The organism is Streptomyces caelestis (assembly GCF_014205255.1).
GTDB lineage: Bacteria > Actinomycetota > Actinomycetes > Streptomycetales > Streptomycetaceae > Streptomyces > Streptomyces caelestis.
Map to the genome: position 1 here is coordinate 5,703,977 of NZ_JACHNE010000001.1, position 14,944 is coordinate 5,718,920.

The following is a 14,944-nucleotide window of genomic DNA, read 5'->3' on the forward strand; positions in this document are numbered from 1 at the left end:
CCCGGACAGACACAAACCGACGGGGTCCAGGGAAACTCCCTGGACCCCGTCGGCGCTCAGGACCCGGCGTCAGCCGACCGGCAGACCCTTGACGGGCAGCGACTCAGCCGACGGCAGTCCGCCCTTCGTCAGGGAGTCCGCCGGCAGGCCACCCTGCGCCGAACCAGCCGCGTCGCCGACGAGCTGCCCGGCGGAGCCCGCCGCGTCGCCGGCGGCCTTCTGCGCGGCCGGCGTGGTCTTCTTGACTGCCTTGCCACTGGTCTTGTCCACGGCCGACACCGTCTTCTTGACGGTCTTGCTGCCGGTGTCACCCGCGGACTCGGTGACGTTCTGCGCCGCGCCGTCGACGGTGTCGCCGACGTTCGCCCCGTCCAGGGCGGTCAGCCCGCCGAGGTTCGGGGTGGCCGGCAGCTCGGGGGCCGCGCTGGCGGAGCCGGCCGCACCGACCCCGGCAGCCGCTCCCGCAGCGACGATCAACGCGGCACGGGCGATCCGGCGGGTCAGGGGGAGGGACATGGTGCTCCTTCGACGGAGAGAACGGTGAGGTTGTGAAGCGTCCGGCCGGTCCGGGAGTTGATCGACTGGCTGTTGATCTCCCCGGCTCGGACGCAGTGACTACCGCTCGAAGCCCGCGAAGGTTGCGGCGCCGCAACGTAAAGAGTTGGTAATGCGTCGCATTATCGTCTGCGGATAGAAACGGGCAAAGAGGCTCCGCCGGAAAGTCCGCCGAATCCTTCCAGCCCTGTGATTCCAAGGGTTCTCGCCGTTTCCGATACGGGGACGCGGAAACCTGCGCACCCCGCCGCCGCGCCGTACGGGTAACTCCCAGGGGTGAAGCCCCGCACCCCTGCGCGATCTAGCCCATCGTCACGATACGGACGGCGCCCGCGTCCCGCTCCGCACCCGCGGTGCCCTTCGGCGTGACGCCCCGCCACTCGCTGGCAGTGTTCCCGGCGACCCATTCCCGCCCCGCGTACGTGACGCGTGCGATGTGCAGCTCGGAGGCGTTGGCCACGGCCCAGTGCGCCAGCTGCCAGCCGCGCTGTTCCACGCTCTGCCCCGTGGCGGCACTGGTGTCGGCGGTCACCGGCAGCGTCATGGTCCGCCCGTCGGACCCGCCCGTACCGCTCGGAGACGGCGTCGGAGAGGCCGCCGACGAGCGGCCCACCTCCGCACCGGCCGGCTCCAGGACATCGCGCCCGAAGTCCCGCACGAGCGCGGCACGCACCCCGTCCGGGCCCGTCGCCCGCGTCGCGGCCGGGCGGCCCTCGCAGGTCAGCGTGGCCGCGGACTGCCCGGTGAGAGCCGCGGCGAGCAGCGCGGCGTCCGGCTCGTGCTTGGCGTAGGCCTGCGGGAAGCCGCTGCGCTGCACGCGCTGCGCGGCGACCGTGAGCGGCAGTCGCGTGTAGCCCGGCACCTTGACCAGGTGGTCGTAGAACTCGCCGGCCGAGTACGTCGGGTCCATGATCTCCTTCGGCGTGCCCCAGCCCTGTGAGGGCCGCTGCTGGAACAGGCCGAGCGAGTCCCGGTCGCCATGGTTGATGTTGCGCAGGCTCGACTCCTGGAGCGCGGTCGCCAGCGCGATGGTCACGGCCCGCTCGGGCAGGCCGCGCCCGTCGCCCACGGCGGCGATCGTCGCCGCGTTCACCGCCTGCTCGGGCGTGAACTCGTACGACGCCCCGTCGCCCTCGCCGGAGACGACTTTGCAGCCCGGCCCGCCTGTGCCTCCGGTGATGTACTGCACCACGAGGTAACCGGCGATCGCGAGCAGGATCACGAACGCGGACCCGCATCGGAAGACGCGGCCGCGACGCTTGGGAGAAGAGGACGGCTCTGGCACGCCGTACAAGGTACTGGAGAGTACGGAGTGCTTGAGCCGGGTGTGGACCGTGTGCACAACCCTGGCGCGTTAGGGTCGACGGCATGGCCGACACCTCCCTTGACCTCACGCTGGACGCCGCGGAGCTCACCGCCCGGCTCGTCGACTTCCGCTCCGAGAGCGGCACCGAGAAGCCCCTCGCCGACGCGATCGAGACCGCGCTGCGTGGCCTGCCCCACCTGACGGTCGAGCGGTTCGGCAACAACGTCGTGGCGCGGACGGACCTGGGCCGCCCGGAGCGGGTGATCCTGGCCGGTCACATCGACACCGTCCCGATCGCGGGCAACGTCCCCTCCCGGCTCGACGAGGACGGCGTCCTGTGGGGCTGCGGCACGTGCGACATGAAGTCGGGCGTCGCGGTGCAGCTGCGCGTCGCGGCCACCGTCCCGGCCCCCAACCGCGACCTGACCTTCGTCTTCTACGACAACGAGGAGGTCGCCGCGGAGCTGAACGGCCTCAAGCACGTCTCCGAGGCGCACCCCGAGTGGCTCCAGGGCGACTTCGCGGTCCTCCTGGAACCGTCGGACGGCCAGGTCGAGGGCGGCTGCCAGGGCACGCTGCGGGTGCTGCTGCGGACCAAGGGCGAGCGGGCCCACTCGGCGCGCGGCTGGATGGGCTCCAACGCCATCCACGCGGCCGCCCCGATCCTCGCCCGCCTGGCCTCCTACGAGCCGCGCCGGCCGGTGATCGACGGCCTGGAGTACCGCGAGGGCCTGAACGCGGTCGGCATCACCGGGGGAGTGGCCGGCAACGTGATCCCCGACGAGTGCGTCGTCACCGTCAACTTCCGCTACGCGCCCGACCGCACGCCCGAGGAGGCCGTGGCCCACGTCCGGGAGGTCTTCGCGGACTGCGGCGTGGACGAGTTCGAGGTGGTCGACCACAGCTCGGCCGCGATGCCGGGCCTGTCCCACCCGGCGGCGAAGGCGTTCATCGAGGCGGTGGGCGGCACCCCGATGCCGAAGTACGGCTGGACGGACGTGTCCCGCTTCTCGGCCCTGGGCGTCCCCGCGGTCAACTACGGCCCGGGCAATCCCCACTTGGCGCACAAGCGGGACGAGCGCGTGGAGGTCGCGAAGGTCCTCGCGGGCGAGGAGCGCCTGCGGACCTGGCTGACGGCCTGAACGGCCGGGAGGCCGTCGTGTTTACGGCGCTCCATCGCGGACATGCTCACGTCCCCCGCTCGTAACCCGCGTAGATCTACGCTGAGGTGGAACGACAGGCACGACGGAGGGAGCGCACATGGCGACCGGCAACCCCGAGGGGAAGAAGCAGCCGCCGGAGGAACAGCGCCTGGGCCCGGTCCTCCGGCGGCGGGGGCAGGTGCAGGCCAGCACCACCGACCAGCGGCTGCTGGACGAGCGCGCCCCGTCCGACTGGGTGCACACCGACCCCTGGCGCGTGCTGCGCATCCAGTCGGAGTTCATCGAGGGCTTCGGCGCGCTCGCCGAACTCCCGCCCGCGATCAGCGTGTTCGGCTCCGCCCGGACTCCGGCGGACTCGCCCGAGTACGAGGCGGGTGTCCGGCTGGGGCGGGGACTGGTGGACGCGGGCTTCGCGGTCATCACGGGCGGCGGCCCGGGCGCGATGGAGGCGGCCAACAAGGGGGCCCTGGAGGCCAAGGGCATCTCGGTCGGCCTCGGCATCGAGCTGCCGTTCGAGCAGGGTCTGAACCCGTACGTCGACATCGGCCTGAACTTCCGTTACTTCTTCGTCCGGAAGATGATGTTCGTCAAGTACGCGCAGGGCTTCGTCGTCCTGCCCGGCGGCCTCGGCACCCTCGACGAACTCTTCGAGGCCCTCACCCTCGTCCAGACGCAGAAGGTCACCCGCTTCCCGATCGTCCTCTTCGGCAGCGAGTACTGGGGCGGCCTCGTCGACTGGCTCCGCCAGACGGTCATCGCCCAGGGCAAGGCCGCGGAGAAGGACCTTCTCCTGTTCCACGTCACGGACGACGTGGACGAGGCGGTGGCACTGGTGTCGAAGGAAGCGGGCAGGTAGAGGCGAGCCGGGGTTCTGGCCGACCGCTTCGGCCGGGCGAGCCGGGCTTCTTGTCCGAGTGATTCGGGTGGCGGCTGGGCATGGGCCGGAGGTCCAGGGGGCGGAGCCCCCTGGTACCTCAGGTCAAGCCCTAGGCCAGCCCACGCCGGGCAACCGCAGGCTCCCGCCACCCCGCGATCGCCCCCACCATCTCCAGCACCTGCCGCGTCTCCGCCACCTCATGCACCCGGTACACCTGAGCCCCGAGCCACGCGGACACCGCAGTCGTAGCCAACGTCCCCACCACCCGCTCCTTCACGGGCCGATCCAACGTCTCCCCCACGAAGTCCTTGTTGGACAAGGACACCAGCACCGGCCACCCCGTGGCGACCATCTCGCCCAGCCGCCGGGTGGCCTCCAGACTGTGCCGCGTGTTCTTCCCGAAGTCGTGTCCGGGGTCGATCATGATCGACTCCCTAGGCACGCCCAGCGCCAGCGCCCGCTCGGCCAGCTCGACCGTCACGTCCAGGATGTCGGCCATGACGTCGTCGTACTCCACCCGATGCGGCCGGGTCCGCGGCTCCGCGCCCCCCGCGTGCGTGCACACCAACCCCACCCCGTACCGCGCGGCGACCTCGGCGAGCCCCGGGTCCACCCCGCCCCACGCGTCGTTCAGCAGGTCCGCCCCGGCCTCGCACACGGCCGCCCCGACCTCGGCCCGCCACGTGTCGACACTGATGATCACGTCCGGGAACCGCCGCCGCACCTCCGCGACGAAGCCGACCGTCCGCCGGGCCTCCTCCTCGGCCGTGACCTCCTCGCCCGGCCCGGCCTTGACACCGCCGATGTCGATGATCGCGGCTCCCTCGGCCACCGCCTGTTCCACGCGCGCGAGGGCGGGCTCGTCGCGGAAGGTCGCGCCCCGGTCGTAGAAGGAGTCCGGGGTCCGGTTCACGATCGCCATGATCACCGGCTCGTGCGGCCCGAATTCCCGCCTGCCCAGCCTGAGCATCCGCTGTGACCTTTCCTGGTACGTCCCCGTCTTCCGCCGCCTGCGACCCTAACTGTCAGAGTCACGTGGCACGATCGGAGCCTGACACCATGCGTGTCCGAAGACACCGACACATCCGACCGTGGGGGCTCCGCGATGGTTATGTTCCTGTTCCTGGTCGTCGCGCTAGCCGTCGTGGTCGCCGCGGTGACCCTCGCCGTGGTGGGCGGCGGCGAGAACGGCCCGCTGCCCGAGGCCACCCCCGAGCGGCTGCGGGACCCGCTGCCGCCGGACCGCCCGGTCGACCGTGCCGACGTGGAGAGCCTCCGCTTCCCGCTCGCCGCCCGCGGCTACCGCATGGCGGACGTGGACGACGCCCTCAGCCGCCTCGGCGCCGAGCTCGCCGAGCGTGACGCCCGCATCGCCGACCTGGAGTCGGCCCTGGCGGGCGCCCGGGCGGCCGTCGGCCACGGCCCGGTCTCCAGGGAGAACCACACTCCCGCGGAGAACCACGTGTCCATGGACAGGCCCGCCCCGGGCCAGGAGGACAGGCCATGAGCGACGGCGCCGCCCTCGCCGGCCCGGACGGCGCGCTGCGCTGCCCCTGGGCCCTGTCCGCCCCGGAGTACGTGGCGTATCACGACGAGGAGTGGGGCCGCCCGGTCCACGGCGACGACGCGCTCTTCGAGCGCCTCAGCCTGGAGGCCTTCCAGTCGGGCCTGTCCTGGATCACGATCCTGCGCCGCCGCCCCGGCTTCCGCGCCGCCTTCGCCGACTTCAAGATCGCTTCGGTGGCCGCCTTCACCGACGAGGACCGCGAGCGCCTCCTGGCCGACGCCGGCATCATCCGCAACCGCGCCAAGATCGACGCGACGCTCGCCAACGCGCGCGTGCTGGCCGAGTGGGCCCCGGGCGAACTCGACGAGCTGATCTGGTCGCACGCCCCCGAGCCGGGCGCCCGCCCGGTCCCGAAGGCGCTCTCCGACGTCCCGGCCGTCACGCCTGAGTCGACGGCCCTGTCCAAGGCGCTGAAGAAGCGGGGCCTGCGCTTCGTCGGCCCGACGACGGCGTACGCGCTGATGCAGGCCTGCGGACTGGTCGACGACCACCTCCAGGCCTGCTTCGCGCGTCGCACCTGATCCCCTCGCAGCAGGTCAGCGGCCCAGATACGTGGGCTTCTCCTTGTTGACGAAGGCCTGCACCGCGATCGCGTGATCCTCGGAGGAACCCGCCCGGCTCTGGAGCTCGTCCTCCTTCTCCAGGGTCTCCGCCAGGGAGTGCGTCAGCCCGTAGGCCATCGACTCCTTCAGCGCCGCGTACGCCACCGTCGGCCCCTCGGCCAGCGCCCGCGCCACCTTCTCGGCCTCCGCGCGCAGCTCACCGGCCGGCACCAGCCGGTTGGCGATGCCGAGCTCGTACGCCTCCCGCGCGCTGATGCTCCTCGGGAAGAGCAGCAGGTCGGCCGCCCGACCGGGGCCGATCAGGCGCGGCAGCGTCCACGAGATCCCCGAGTCGGCGGTCAGCGCCACCCCGGCGAACGAGGTGTTGAACGCGGCCGTGTCCGCCACGATCCGGTAGTCCGCCGCGAGCGCGAAGCCGAAGCCCGCCCCGGCCGCCACCCCGTTCACGGCGGCGACGACCGGCTTCGCGGCCTCCGTCAGCGTCCGCACGATCGGGTTGTAGTGCTCCCGCACCGTGCTCAGGGTCTGCCCGGAACCGGTCTCCCGGTCCTCGATCAGCAGCCCGATGTGCTCCTTGAGGTCCTGCCCGACGCAGAACGCCCGGTCACCGGCGGCGGTCAGCAGCACCGCCCGTACGGCGGTGTCGTCCGCCGCGCTCCGGACCGCCTCCCTCAGGGCGACCTTGGCCGCCACGTTCAGCGCGTTCATCGCCTCCGGGCGGTTCAGCGTGATCGTCGCGAGCCCGTCGCTCACCTCGTAGAGCACGGTGTCGGCCATGACGTATCCCCTCCGTGTCGCTGCTCGGGGGCGTACCGGCCGGTACGCCCCGCGTCTGAGGACAGCATGACGGAGATCATCGACCGGAGATCGGACCGGACGTGTGACCTGCGTCAAAGAATTCTGGTCCGGATCCGTTCGGTGGATGTGTGTGCGGTGGCGGAGTATCGCAGTCTCATCGCCGAATTGAGTGGTTTTGCTCGCGTGCGTTGCCCAAGCGATGCCGACTGATGTTGGTCATCGGGTCCTGCGATGCGGGATAATGGCCTGGAAGCAATGTGTTCGATGCCGGTGTCGCGTGTCCTGCCTCAAGGACAGCACTGTGCCCTTCTCCAGGGGGCCGTCGGCTTTGACGATGAGCTGGGTTTCAGGAAGGGGAACGAGCATGGCGGCCATGAAGCCGCGGACGGGTGACGGCCCGCTCGAGGTGACCAAGGAGGGGCGGGGCATCGTCATGCGCGTTCCGCTCGAAGGCGGCGGTCGGCTCGTCGTCGAGCTGACCCCGGACGAGGCCGACGCCCTGGGCGATGCCCTCAAGAAGGTCGTCGGCTGACGCGCAAGCGACCATACCCTTTCAGCTGCCCCGGCATCGTTTGAGGTGCCGGGGCGGCTGTTTTCTCACCGATGACGTTCGCCTGCCCCGGGTACCGCTCCACTAACGTGCGACCCGGCTACCGTTTCACCGCGCACAGCAGCCCGTCGCCCACCGGCAGCAGGGACGGCACCAGCTCCTGGCTCTCGCGCACCGCGCGCAGCAGCTCCCGCAGTCGCAGCACCTCGGTGGGCTGCGGACCGGAGTCCACCGTCCGGCCGTTCGCGAAGGCGCCCTCGAAGACGACGAGTCCGCCGGTGCGCAGCAGTCGCAACGATTCAGCGAGGTAGTCCATGACCTCTAGGCGATCGCCGTCGCAGAAGACGAGGTCGTAGCCCGCGTCCGCGAGCCGGGGCAGCACGTCCAGGGCGCGGCCCGGGATGAAGCGGGCCCGGTTGCTGGCGAAGCCGGAGGCGCGGAAGGCCTGGCGGGCGAACTGCTGGTGCTCCGGCTCGGAATCCACGGTGGTCAGAACACCGTCGGGGCGCATACCGTGCAGGAGGTGGATCCCCGAGACACCACAGCCGGTCCCGATCTCCGCGACGGCCTTGGCGTCGACGGAGGCGGCCAGCAACCGCAGCGCGGCGCCCGTGCCGGGCGACACCGAGCGCAGCCCCGCCTCACGGGCCCGGTCGCGGGCCCAGCGCAGCGCGTCGTCCTCGGCGACATAGGCGTCGGCGAACGCCCAGCTCGTCTGCCGGTTGCCGGTAATGACCCTCTCCTGTCCCCGTGAATGCCTGGGCGTGACTGTATCCGTTGGGCCCGGGAACCCGCAGATGGGACCGGTCGTTTGAAGGGACGAGCGAGTGGTCGCGGGTCGTGACGGGGGGAAGGCAGTGGATCGAGGCGCCGAGCAAGTGCCGACGCAGCAGTACGAGGCGTATCAGCGCAGATCAAATTCTCGTAAAACCGCTTATCCGGTCCTAACGGGCGAGGTGGCTATGGTAGGGGCTCCACTGGACACCACCAGAGCTGACAGGGGAGGTGCGGCTGCGCCTGTGGATAGAGGAGGAGTGCTCCGGCGCTTCTTCACATCCCCGGCGGGCAGGCCGACATCTGTGAACGACACTGCTGACCACAGCCACGCCGCTGACTTCACCCAGACCGCGACCTTCACCACCGACGCGGACGGGCAGGCGTGGACTCCGCCCACGTGGGAGGAGATCGTCAGCACGCACAGCGGCCGGGTCTACCGGCTCGCCTACCGCCTGACCGGCAACCAGCACGACGCCGAGGACCTCACACAGGAGGTCTTCGTCCGTGTCTTCCGTTCCCTGTCGACGTACACGCCGGGCACCTTCGAGGGCTGGCTGCACCGCATCACCACGAACCTGTTCCTGGACATGGTCCGCCGCAAGCAGCGCATCCGCTTCGACGCGCTGGGCGAGGACGCGGCCGAGCGGCTGCCCAGCAAGGAGCCCTCGCCGCAGCAGGTCTTCAACGACGCGCACTTCGACGCGGACGTCCAGCAGGCCCTCGACACCCTCGCCCCCGAGTTCCGCGCCGCGGTCGTCCTGTGCGACATCGAGGGACTGTCGTACGAGGAGATCGCCGCGACCCTCGGCGTCAAGCTCGGCACGGTCCGCTCGCGGATCCACCGCGGCCGCTCCCAGCTGCGCAAGGCCCTCGCGCACCGCTCCCCTCAGGCGCGCGCCGAGCGCCGCTCCTTCGTGCCCCGTGTTCCCGCACTGGGAGGAGGGGGCGCGAGCGCGTGAGCGGATCACGGCCTGACGCTTCCGAGGGACACCTCGCAGAGCAGCACCTGGGAGACCGACTCTCCGCCCTGGTCGACGGAGAGCTCGGTCATGACGCGCGTGAGCGCGTACTGGCGCATGTGGCCACCTGCCCGAAGTGCAAGGCGGAGGTGGACGCCCAGCGCCGGCTGAAGAACGTCTTCGCGGAGGCGGCCCCGCCGCCCCCCTCCGAGAGCTTCCTGGCTCGCCTGCAGGGACTACCCGCGGGCGGCGGCCCGGACGGTGATGCCACACCGCCGGGCGGGGGAGCGCTGCCCGGCGGACTGTCCGGACGGTTCGGAACGTCCGGGGCCTTCGGAGCGAAGCGCGGCGACCGGTTCGAGTTCGGGTACGTCCCGGCCCGGCCGCACGTCCCCGTGCTGCCGTCCGCCGACCGCGGCCTGCCTTCGGGCAGCCGGGGCTTCCGTATCCACGACGTCGGCCGGCACGAGCCCGACAGATCCTCCTCGCGGCTGCGGTTCGCCTTCGCGGCCGCCGGAGCCGTGTCCCTGGCCGCGATCGCCCTGGGCGGCGTCACCACCGGCACCCCGACCGACACGGACGCCCGCGGCGGCTCCGGCACGGGGAGCAACGTGACCCCGATGCGCACTCAGGGCACGGCCGCCGCGACGCAGCCCGAATCCCAGCGGCGCCGCAGTACGGGGCCCCTGCTCGGGCAGGTGCACGGCCAGAGTCCGCTCGGCCGCACCCCGGCCGCCCTGACCGAGGTGTCCGCACCACTGCTGCCGGGTGTGCCGCATTCCGCAGCGGGGCAGCAGGCCGTCCACGCGCTGGCCGCCCCGGTGATGGCCGGTGCCGCCGCCATGTCCCCGCTGATACGTCCGCTCGAGGCGGCCCCGCCGACCGCCCTGACCCCGTGGTCCGTGGTCCCCGAGATCGCGGCACCCCTGCTCGCGGTGCCCCTCCCGGACACGACCTCGTCCCCCTCTCCTCCCGCCTCCTCCCGTACGGCCCGCTGACCGGCCGCTGCGCGGCGGCGAGCGAACCTGATTGAATCCGGGGGTGGCGCCCGCGGCCGAGGCGTGGCCGCGGGCGCCGATTCGACGAACTGCGGCTACCGCCGTCGAGCCGTGCCGCGGCTGTGGGGAGAGCATGAACGAGGGGAAGCCCGCGAAGGCCAAGTGGTGGAGTCCTCGGCCGCAGGGCCTTTCGGGGGAGCCGGGGAGCGCGGGGCCGGCCCGCGAGGACTCGGCTGCCACCGACGGCGACTTCGAGCTGGCGCGGCCTGCCGTGCGGCTGGACGAGGACGGCGGCGACTACGAGCTGAGGCGCCCCGAGCCGGTACCGGCCGACGGCGAGCCCGCCGGGGCGCCCGCCGGGGCCGCCGAGCACGGCGTTCGCGCCACGCCCGCCGTGCCGCCCCGGGGCGGGCCCGCCGGGAGCGCTGTGGAGTCGACCGGGCCGGCCCCCTTCGCCGCGGACACCGGGATCCCCACATCCGCCGTACCGGTCGACGGAGCCCCGAAGCCCCTGCACGATCCCGACCCGTACAGCACACCGCCCTACGGCGAACCCGGCCCCTGGGCGCCCGCGCCGCCGGTGCAGCATCCGGCGGCGACACCGGCGCACGGCGTCGCGGCAGCGGACCGGTCGGCCATGCCCGCCACGCCCGTTCGGCCGCCGCAGGGGGCACCGGCGGCCCCGCCCGGCATCCCAGCGCCTGCCATGCCCCTACAGCCCCCCAGCGCCCCCACGCCGGCGCCCGCTGCGGCTGTCCACGCCGACACCCCGCCCCCGCCCTCGGCAGCCGCCCAGACCCCCGCTCCCGACCCCTGGCAGCGCTACGACCCCTGGGCAGCTCCCGTGCCTCCGGGCGGCCAGGGCCCACTCCAGCAGAACGGGGCGGGCGTGCTCAGCACGGAGCAGCGGCGTCGGCGGGGCAGGAAGGCGCTGGCCGGTGGCGCCGTACTGCTCGCGCTCGTGTCCGGGGGCGTCGGCGGTGCCATGGGGACGTATCTGGAGCGGAACGGCGGCGTCGGGACCGTCGAGTTGCCGCAGGCCGGGGAGGAACCCACCGGGCGCGCCGCGGACAGTGTGGCCGGGATCGCCGGGCGGGCCCTGCCCAGCGTGGTCACGCTGCATGTGAGCGGCTCCGGCGAGCAGGGCACGGGCACCGGCTTCGTGCTCGACACCCAGGGGCACATCCTCACCAACAACCACGTCGTGCGGCCCGCCGGATCCGCCGGCGAGATCACGGTGACCTTCGACGGCGGGGAGAGTGCCGAGGCCGAGCTCGTCGGCCGGGACAGCGGCTACGACCTCGCCGTCGTGAAGGTGAAGGGCGTACGCGGACTCACCCCGCTGGCGCTCGGCAACTCGGACAACGTGCAGGTCGGCGACCCGGTCGTGGCCATCGGTGCGCCCTTCGACCTGGCCGGCACCGTCACCTCCGGCATCATCAGCGCCAAGCAGCGGCCCATCACGGCGGGCGGCGAGAAGGGTGACGGCAGCGACGTGTCGTACGTCGACGCGCTCCAGACCGACGCGCCCATCAACCCGGGCAACTCCGGCGGGCCCCTGCTCGACGCCCGGGCCCGGGTCATCGGCATCAACTCGGCCATCCGGTCGGCGGGCAGCGGATCCGAGCTGGAGGGTGGTCAGTCCGGCTCGATAGGCCTCGGCTTCGCCATACCCATCAACCAGGGCAAGCGCGTCGCCGAGGAACTGATCAACACCGGGAAGGCGACCCACCCGGTGATCGGCATCACTCTCGACATGGACTACACGGGCGACGGCGCCCGCGTCGCCGCCGAGGGCAGTGAAGGTGGATCCCCGGTGACCGTGGGCGGTCCGGGCGCCAAGGCCGGGATCAAGGCGGGCGACGTCATCACCGAGATCGACGGGCAGCGCGTCCACTCCGGTGAGGAACTGATCGTCAAGACCCGGGCCCACCGTCCCGGCGACCGGCTGGAGCTGACCGTGGAGCGTGGCGGCAAGGAGCGGACGATGTCGCTCGTCCTCGGGTCCTCCGGCGGCAGCTGAGTCGTGATGTCCGGGACTTACAGGGACGAACATGGCAAACATTCGGGAAAGCGATTCCACTCCCCGCACTCGGAGGTCTCGGGACGGTACCGGTCGGACGGGATCGCCGGGTACCGTGGATCCGGCCCGGACCACGGCAAGACCCGCATGACCACCGAGGGCCGAGGACCGAGGACAGCGCGAGGAGCTGCAGGTGTTCAATGACATAGGACCACTCGAGCTGGTGACGCTCATCGTCCTTGCCGTGCTCGTCTTCGGTCCGGAAAAGCTCCCCAAGGTCATCCAGGACGTGACGCGCACGATCCGGAAGATCCGTGAGTTCTCGGAGAGCGCTAAGAACGACATCCGGGAGGAACTGGGCCCGGAGTTCAAGGACTTCGAGTTCGAGGACCTCAACCCCAAGACGTTCATCCGCAAGCAGCTGGACAACGAGGACCTGGGGCTCAAGGAGATCCGCAACGGCTTCGACCTGAAGAAGGAGATGGCCGAGGTCACCGACGCCGTCCACAGCCGTGACTCCGACACGTCCTCCTCGTCGTCCTCCGGCTCCTCCGGCGGCCGCATCGACATGACGAAGAAGCCCGAGCTCCCCGACCGGGACGACCGGCCGCCCTTCGACGCGGACGCCACCTGAGCCGCGCGCCGCGGTGTGCTCCCCGGTACGCGTGACGCGTTTCATACTCCGGTAGGGCTGTCCACGGCCTGATCGAGGCGCCCGTGCGGCCCACGCGCCGGGCGCTTTCCCTGCTGCTCGCGGCGGTGTGGCTATGCTGCCGAGTTGTTGTGCGGACCGGTCGAGTACGCCCGAAGGGGGGCGGGCCGCCCGGTCCGACTAGAGCGAGGAGGGCTCGGGCACATGGAGACGACGAGTGGGTCAGTCGCACAGGCGCCGGCCGCGGAGGGCGGACAGCAGGCCCCCTCCGCCCGGCGTACGGTCGACGGCTACCTGCGCGCGCCCTTCCCGTGGTACGGCCTCGACGAGGCGTTCACGGGGCCGCGCTGGCTGATGCAGGTCGGGACGACGGCCGACGGGGCCGTGGAACACGGGTCCATCGGGCACGGTGACGAGCCGACGGTGCGCAACGAGTTCGCCGCCGGGGGTGATCAGGACGCCAAGGAGAAGTTCGCGGTCGTGGTGACCGTGGCGGCGAGTCCCTCACGGCGCAGTGCGGACGGCACGGGGTTGCTGGAGGCGACGTCGGTGTCCTCGGCGGCCTGGCTCGCGGGTGTGGGGCTGCTGTCCTTCACGTGGCCCGGGCAGATGGACCACTCCCTGCGGGACGACTGGCTGGAGCAGCAGACGGAGACGGCGTGGGTGCTGGCGGACGACCTGGACGGGGCCGACTGGTCGACGCTGTCGCTGCCGGTGGACGGGGTGCCGACGGCGTTCCACTACCGGGAGTCCGAGTTCGGGTGGGTGCTGGCCGGGTCGACTTCGGCGGGTGTCCATCTGGGTGCCTACGGGCGCGGCATGAGTGCGTACGGGCTCGGCTTCGCCGTGGTCAAGGACATCGCCGCGTACGCGTGAGTTGGGGGGCGCCGGTTGGTTTCGGCGCCCCTTCCCGTAGGGCTTCGGCCGGATGGGCGGCTGCGGGTGCGACGTGGTTGCTCGCGCCCACGCGGCGGAGCCGCATATCGGCCCAGCCCCCCGCCCCGAAGGTACGTCTAGAACTTGTTCCTCGGAGTGATCCCCAGGGACAGGCCCGACAGGCCCCGCTGCCGTCCTCCCAGCTTCCCCGCGATCGACCGCAGGGCCGAGCCCGCCGGGGAGTCCGGGTCCGTCAGGACGACCGGCTTGCCCTCGTCGCCGCCCTCGCGGAGGCGGACGTCGATGGGGATGCTGCCGAGGACCGGGACGTTCGTGCCGGTCGTGCGGGTCAGGCCGTCGGCGACCGCCTGGCCGCCGCCCGTGCCGAAGACGTCGACCATCTCGCCGCAGTGCGGGCAGGGCAGGCCGGACATGTTCTCGACCACGCCGACGATCTTCTGGTGGGTCTGCACGGCGATGGAGCCGGCGCGCTCGGCGACCTCGGCAGCGGCCTGCTGCGGGGTCGTGACGACCAGGATCTCGGCGTTCGGGACCAGCTGGGCGACGGAGATCGCGATGTCGCCGGTGCCGGGCGGCAGGTCCAGCAGGAGCACGTCCAGGTCGCCCCAGTACACGTCCGCCAGGAACTGCTGGAGGGCGCGGTGGAGCATCGGGCCGCGCCAGACGACCGGGGCGTTGCCCGGGGTGAACATGCCGATGGAGATGACCTTCACGCCGTTCGCCGACGGCGGCATGATCATGTTCTCGACCTGGGTGGGGCGGCCGTCGGCGCCCAGCATGCGCGGCACGCTGTGGCCGTAGATGTCGGCGTCCACGACACCGACCTTGAGGCCGTCGGCCGCCATCGCCGCCGCCAGGTTCACCGTCACCGAGGACTTGCCCACGCCGCCCTTGCCGGAGGCGACCGCGTAGACACGGGTCAGGCTGCCCGGCTTGGCGAAGGGGACCTCGCGCTCGGTCTGGCCGCCGCGCAGGGCGGACGCCAGCTCGCGGCGCTGTTCGTCGCTCATCACGTCGAGCGTGACGTCGACGCTGGTGACGCCCTCCACGCCGGAGACCGCCTCGGTCACGCGCTGCGTGATCGTGTCCCGCATCGGGCAGCCCGAGACCGTGAGGTACACGGTGACCGCGACCGCCCCGTCCGCACCGATCTCCACGGATTTGACCATCCCGAGCTCGGTGATGGGCTTGTGGATCTCGGGGTCGTTCACCGTCGCCAGCGCCTCGCGCACCGCGTCTTCCGTAGCCATAGGGTCGAT

Annotated in this window: 16 protein-coding genes; 10 read left to right on the forward strand and 6 right to left on the reverse strand. The window is 71.9% G+C overall.

Annotation, left to right across the window (positions count from 1 at the left end; translation table 11 throughout):
- Nucleotides 1-69: 69 nt before the first annotated feature.
- Both HDA41_RS26250 and HDA41_RS26255 read right to left on the reverse strand, forming a co-directional pair.
- A complete protein-coding gene (locus tag HDA41_RS26250; RefSeq protein WP_184987766.1) occupies nucleotides 70-516 on the reverse strand; it encodes an ATP-binding protein in 447 nt (148 codons plus the stop codon).
- A 340-nt stretch (nucleotides 517-856) separates the two neighbouring features.
- On the reverse strand, nucleotides 857-1,840 hold the full coding sequence (locus HDA41_RS26255; protein WP_184987768.1) for a VldE C-terminal domain-containing protein: 984 nt from the start codon (nucleotides 1,838-1,840) through the stop codon (nucleotides 857-859).
- An 83-nt stretch (nucleotides 1,841-1,923) separates the two neighbouring features.
- On the opposite strand from HDA41_RS26255, the gene dapE reads away from it, so the two are divergent.
- Together dapE and HDA41_RS26265 are read left to right on the forward strand one after the other, a co-directional pair.
- Entirely contained in the window at nucleotides 1,924-3,003 is a 1,080-nt protein-coding gene (gene dapE / locus HDA41_RS26260) for a succinyl-diaminopimelate desuccinylase (protein ID WP_184987770.1), read from the forward strand.
- Between the two features lie 118 nt (nucleotides 3,004-3,121).
- A complete protein-coding gene (locus tag HDA41_RS26265; RefSeq protein ID WP_184987772.1) occupies nucleotides 3,122-3,880 on the forward strand; it encodes an LOG family protein in 759 nt (252 codons plus the stop codon).
- 130 nt (nucleotides 3,881-4,010) lie between these two features.
- On the opposite strand, the gene folP is transcribed toward HDA41_RS26265, so the two are convergent.
- Nucleotides 4,011-4,871: a dihydropteroate synthase gene (folP, locus tag HDA41_RS26270; protein WP_184987774.1), complete on the reverse strand. Its 861-nt coding sequence runs from the start codon at nucleotides 4,869-4,871 to the stop codon at nucleotides 4,011-4,013.
- A gap of 135 nt (nucleotides 4,872-5,006) precedes the next feature.
- Between folP and HDA41_RS26275 the strand changes: the two genes are divergently transcribed.
- Together HDA41_RS26275 and HDA41_RS26280 are read left to right on the forward strand one after the other, a co-directional pair.
- A complete protein-coding gene (locus HDA41_RS26275) occupies nucleotides 5,007-5,408 on the forward strand; it encodes a DivIVA domain-containing protein (protein ID WP_376706820.1) in 402 nt (133 codons plus the stop codon).
- On the forward strand, nucleotides 5,405-5,989 hold the full coding sequence (locus tag HDA41_RS26280) for a DNA-3-methyladenine glycosylase I (RefSeq protein WP_184987776.1): 585 nt from the start codon (nucleotides 5,405-5,407) through the stop codon (nucleotides 5,987-5,989). Before HDA41_RS26275 ends, HDA41_RS26280 begins: the two co-directional genes overlap by 4 nt.
- A gap of 15 nt (nucleotides 5,990-6,004) precedes the next feature.
- Here the strand turns inward: HDA41_RS26280 and chcB are convergent, their stop codons facing one another.
- Nucleotides 6,005-6,808 (reverse strand): 2-cyclohexenylcarbonyl CoA isomerase, encoded by an 804-nt coding sequence (chcB, locus tag HDA41_RS26285; protein ID WP_184987778.1) that lies wholly within the window; start codon nucleotides 6,806-6,808, stop codon nucleotides 6,005-6,007.
- A 385-nt stretch (nucleotides 6,809-7,193) separates the two neighbouring features.
- Between chcB and HDA41_RS26290 the strand changes: the two genes are divergently transcribed.
- A complete protein-coding gene (locus HDA41_RS26290; RefSeq protein WP_003966491.1) occupies nucleotides 7,194-7,361 on the forward strand; it encodes a DUF3117 domain-containing protein in 168 nt (55 codons plus the stop codon).
- 118 nt (nucleotides 7,362-7,479) lie between these two features.
- Here HDA41_RS26290 and HDA41_RS26295 read toward each other — a convergent pair whose 3' ends face one another.
- Nucleotides 7,480-8,178, reverse strand: a complete 699-nt coding sequence (locus HDA41_RS26295) for an O-methyltransferase (protein ID WP_311772210.1) — start codon at nucleotides 8,176-8,178, stop codon at nucleotides 7,480-7,482.
- A gap of 163 nt (nucleotides 8,179-8,341) precedes the next feature.
- On the opposite strand from HDA41_RS26295, the gene sigE reads away from it, so the two are divergent.
- From sigE to HDA41_RS26320, 5 genes are all read left to right on the forward strand, one after another.
- A complete protein-coding gene (sigE, locus tag HDA41_RS26300) occupies nucleotides 8,342-9,115 on the forward strand; it encodes an RNA polymerase sigma factor SigE (RefSeq protein ID WP_221512559.1) in 774 nt (257 codons plus the stop codon).
- Between the two features lie 68 nt (nucleotides 9,116-9,183).
- Nucleotides 9,184-10,113, forward strand: coding sequence for an anti-sigma factor family protein (locus HDA41_RS26305; protein ID WP_230299448.1), 930 nt, complete (start codon nucleotides 9,184-9,186; stop codon nucleotides 10,111-10,113).
- A 133-nt stretch (nucleotides 10,114-10,246) separates the two neighbouring features.
- Nucleotides 10,247-12,136, forward strand: a complete 1,890-nt coding sequence (locus HDA41_RS26310; RefSeq protein WP_184987784.1) for a trypsin-like peptidase domain-containing protein — start codon at nucleotides 10,247-10,249, stop codon at nucleotides 12,134-12,136.
- Nucleotides 12,137-12,329: 193 nt separating this feature from the next.
- Entirely contained in the window at nucleotides 12,330-12,770 is a 441-nt protein-coding gene (locus HDA41_RS26315; RefSeq protein ID WP_184987787.1) for a sec-independent translocase, read from the forward strand.
- A gap of 222 nt (nucleotides 12,771-12,992) precedes the next feature.
- Nucleotides 12,993-13,664 carry a hypothetical protein gene (locus HDA41_RS26320; RefSeq protein WP_184987789.1) on the forward strand — a complete coding sequence of 224 codons (672 nt, stop codon included), beginning with the start codon at nucleotides 12,993-12,995 and terminating at the stop codon, nucleotides 13,662-13,664.
- A gap of 137 nt (nucleotides 13,665-13,801) precedes the next feature.
- On the opposite strand, the gene HDA41_RS26325 is transcribed toward HDA41_RS26320, so the two are convergent.
- Nucleotides 13,802-14,935: an Mrp/NBP35 family ATP-binding protein gene (locus HDA41_RS26325; RefSeq protein WP_184987791.1), complete on the reverse strand. Its 1,134-nt coding sequence runs from the start codon at nucleotides 14,933-14,935 to the stop codon at nucleotides 13,802-13,804.
- Nucleotides 14,936-14,944 lie beyond the last annotated feature (9 nt).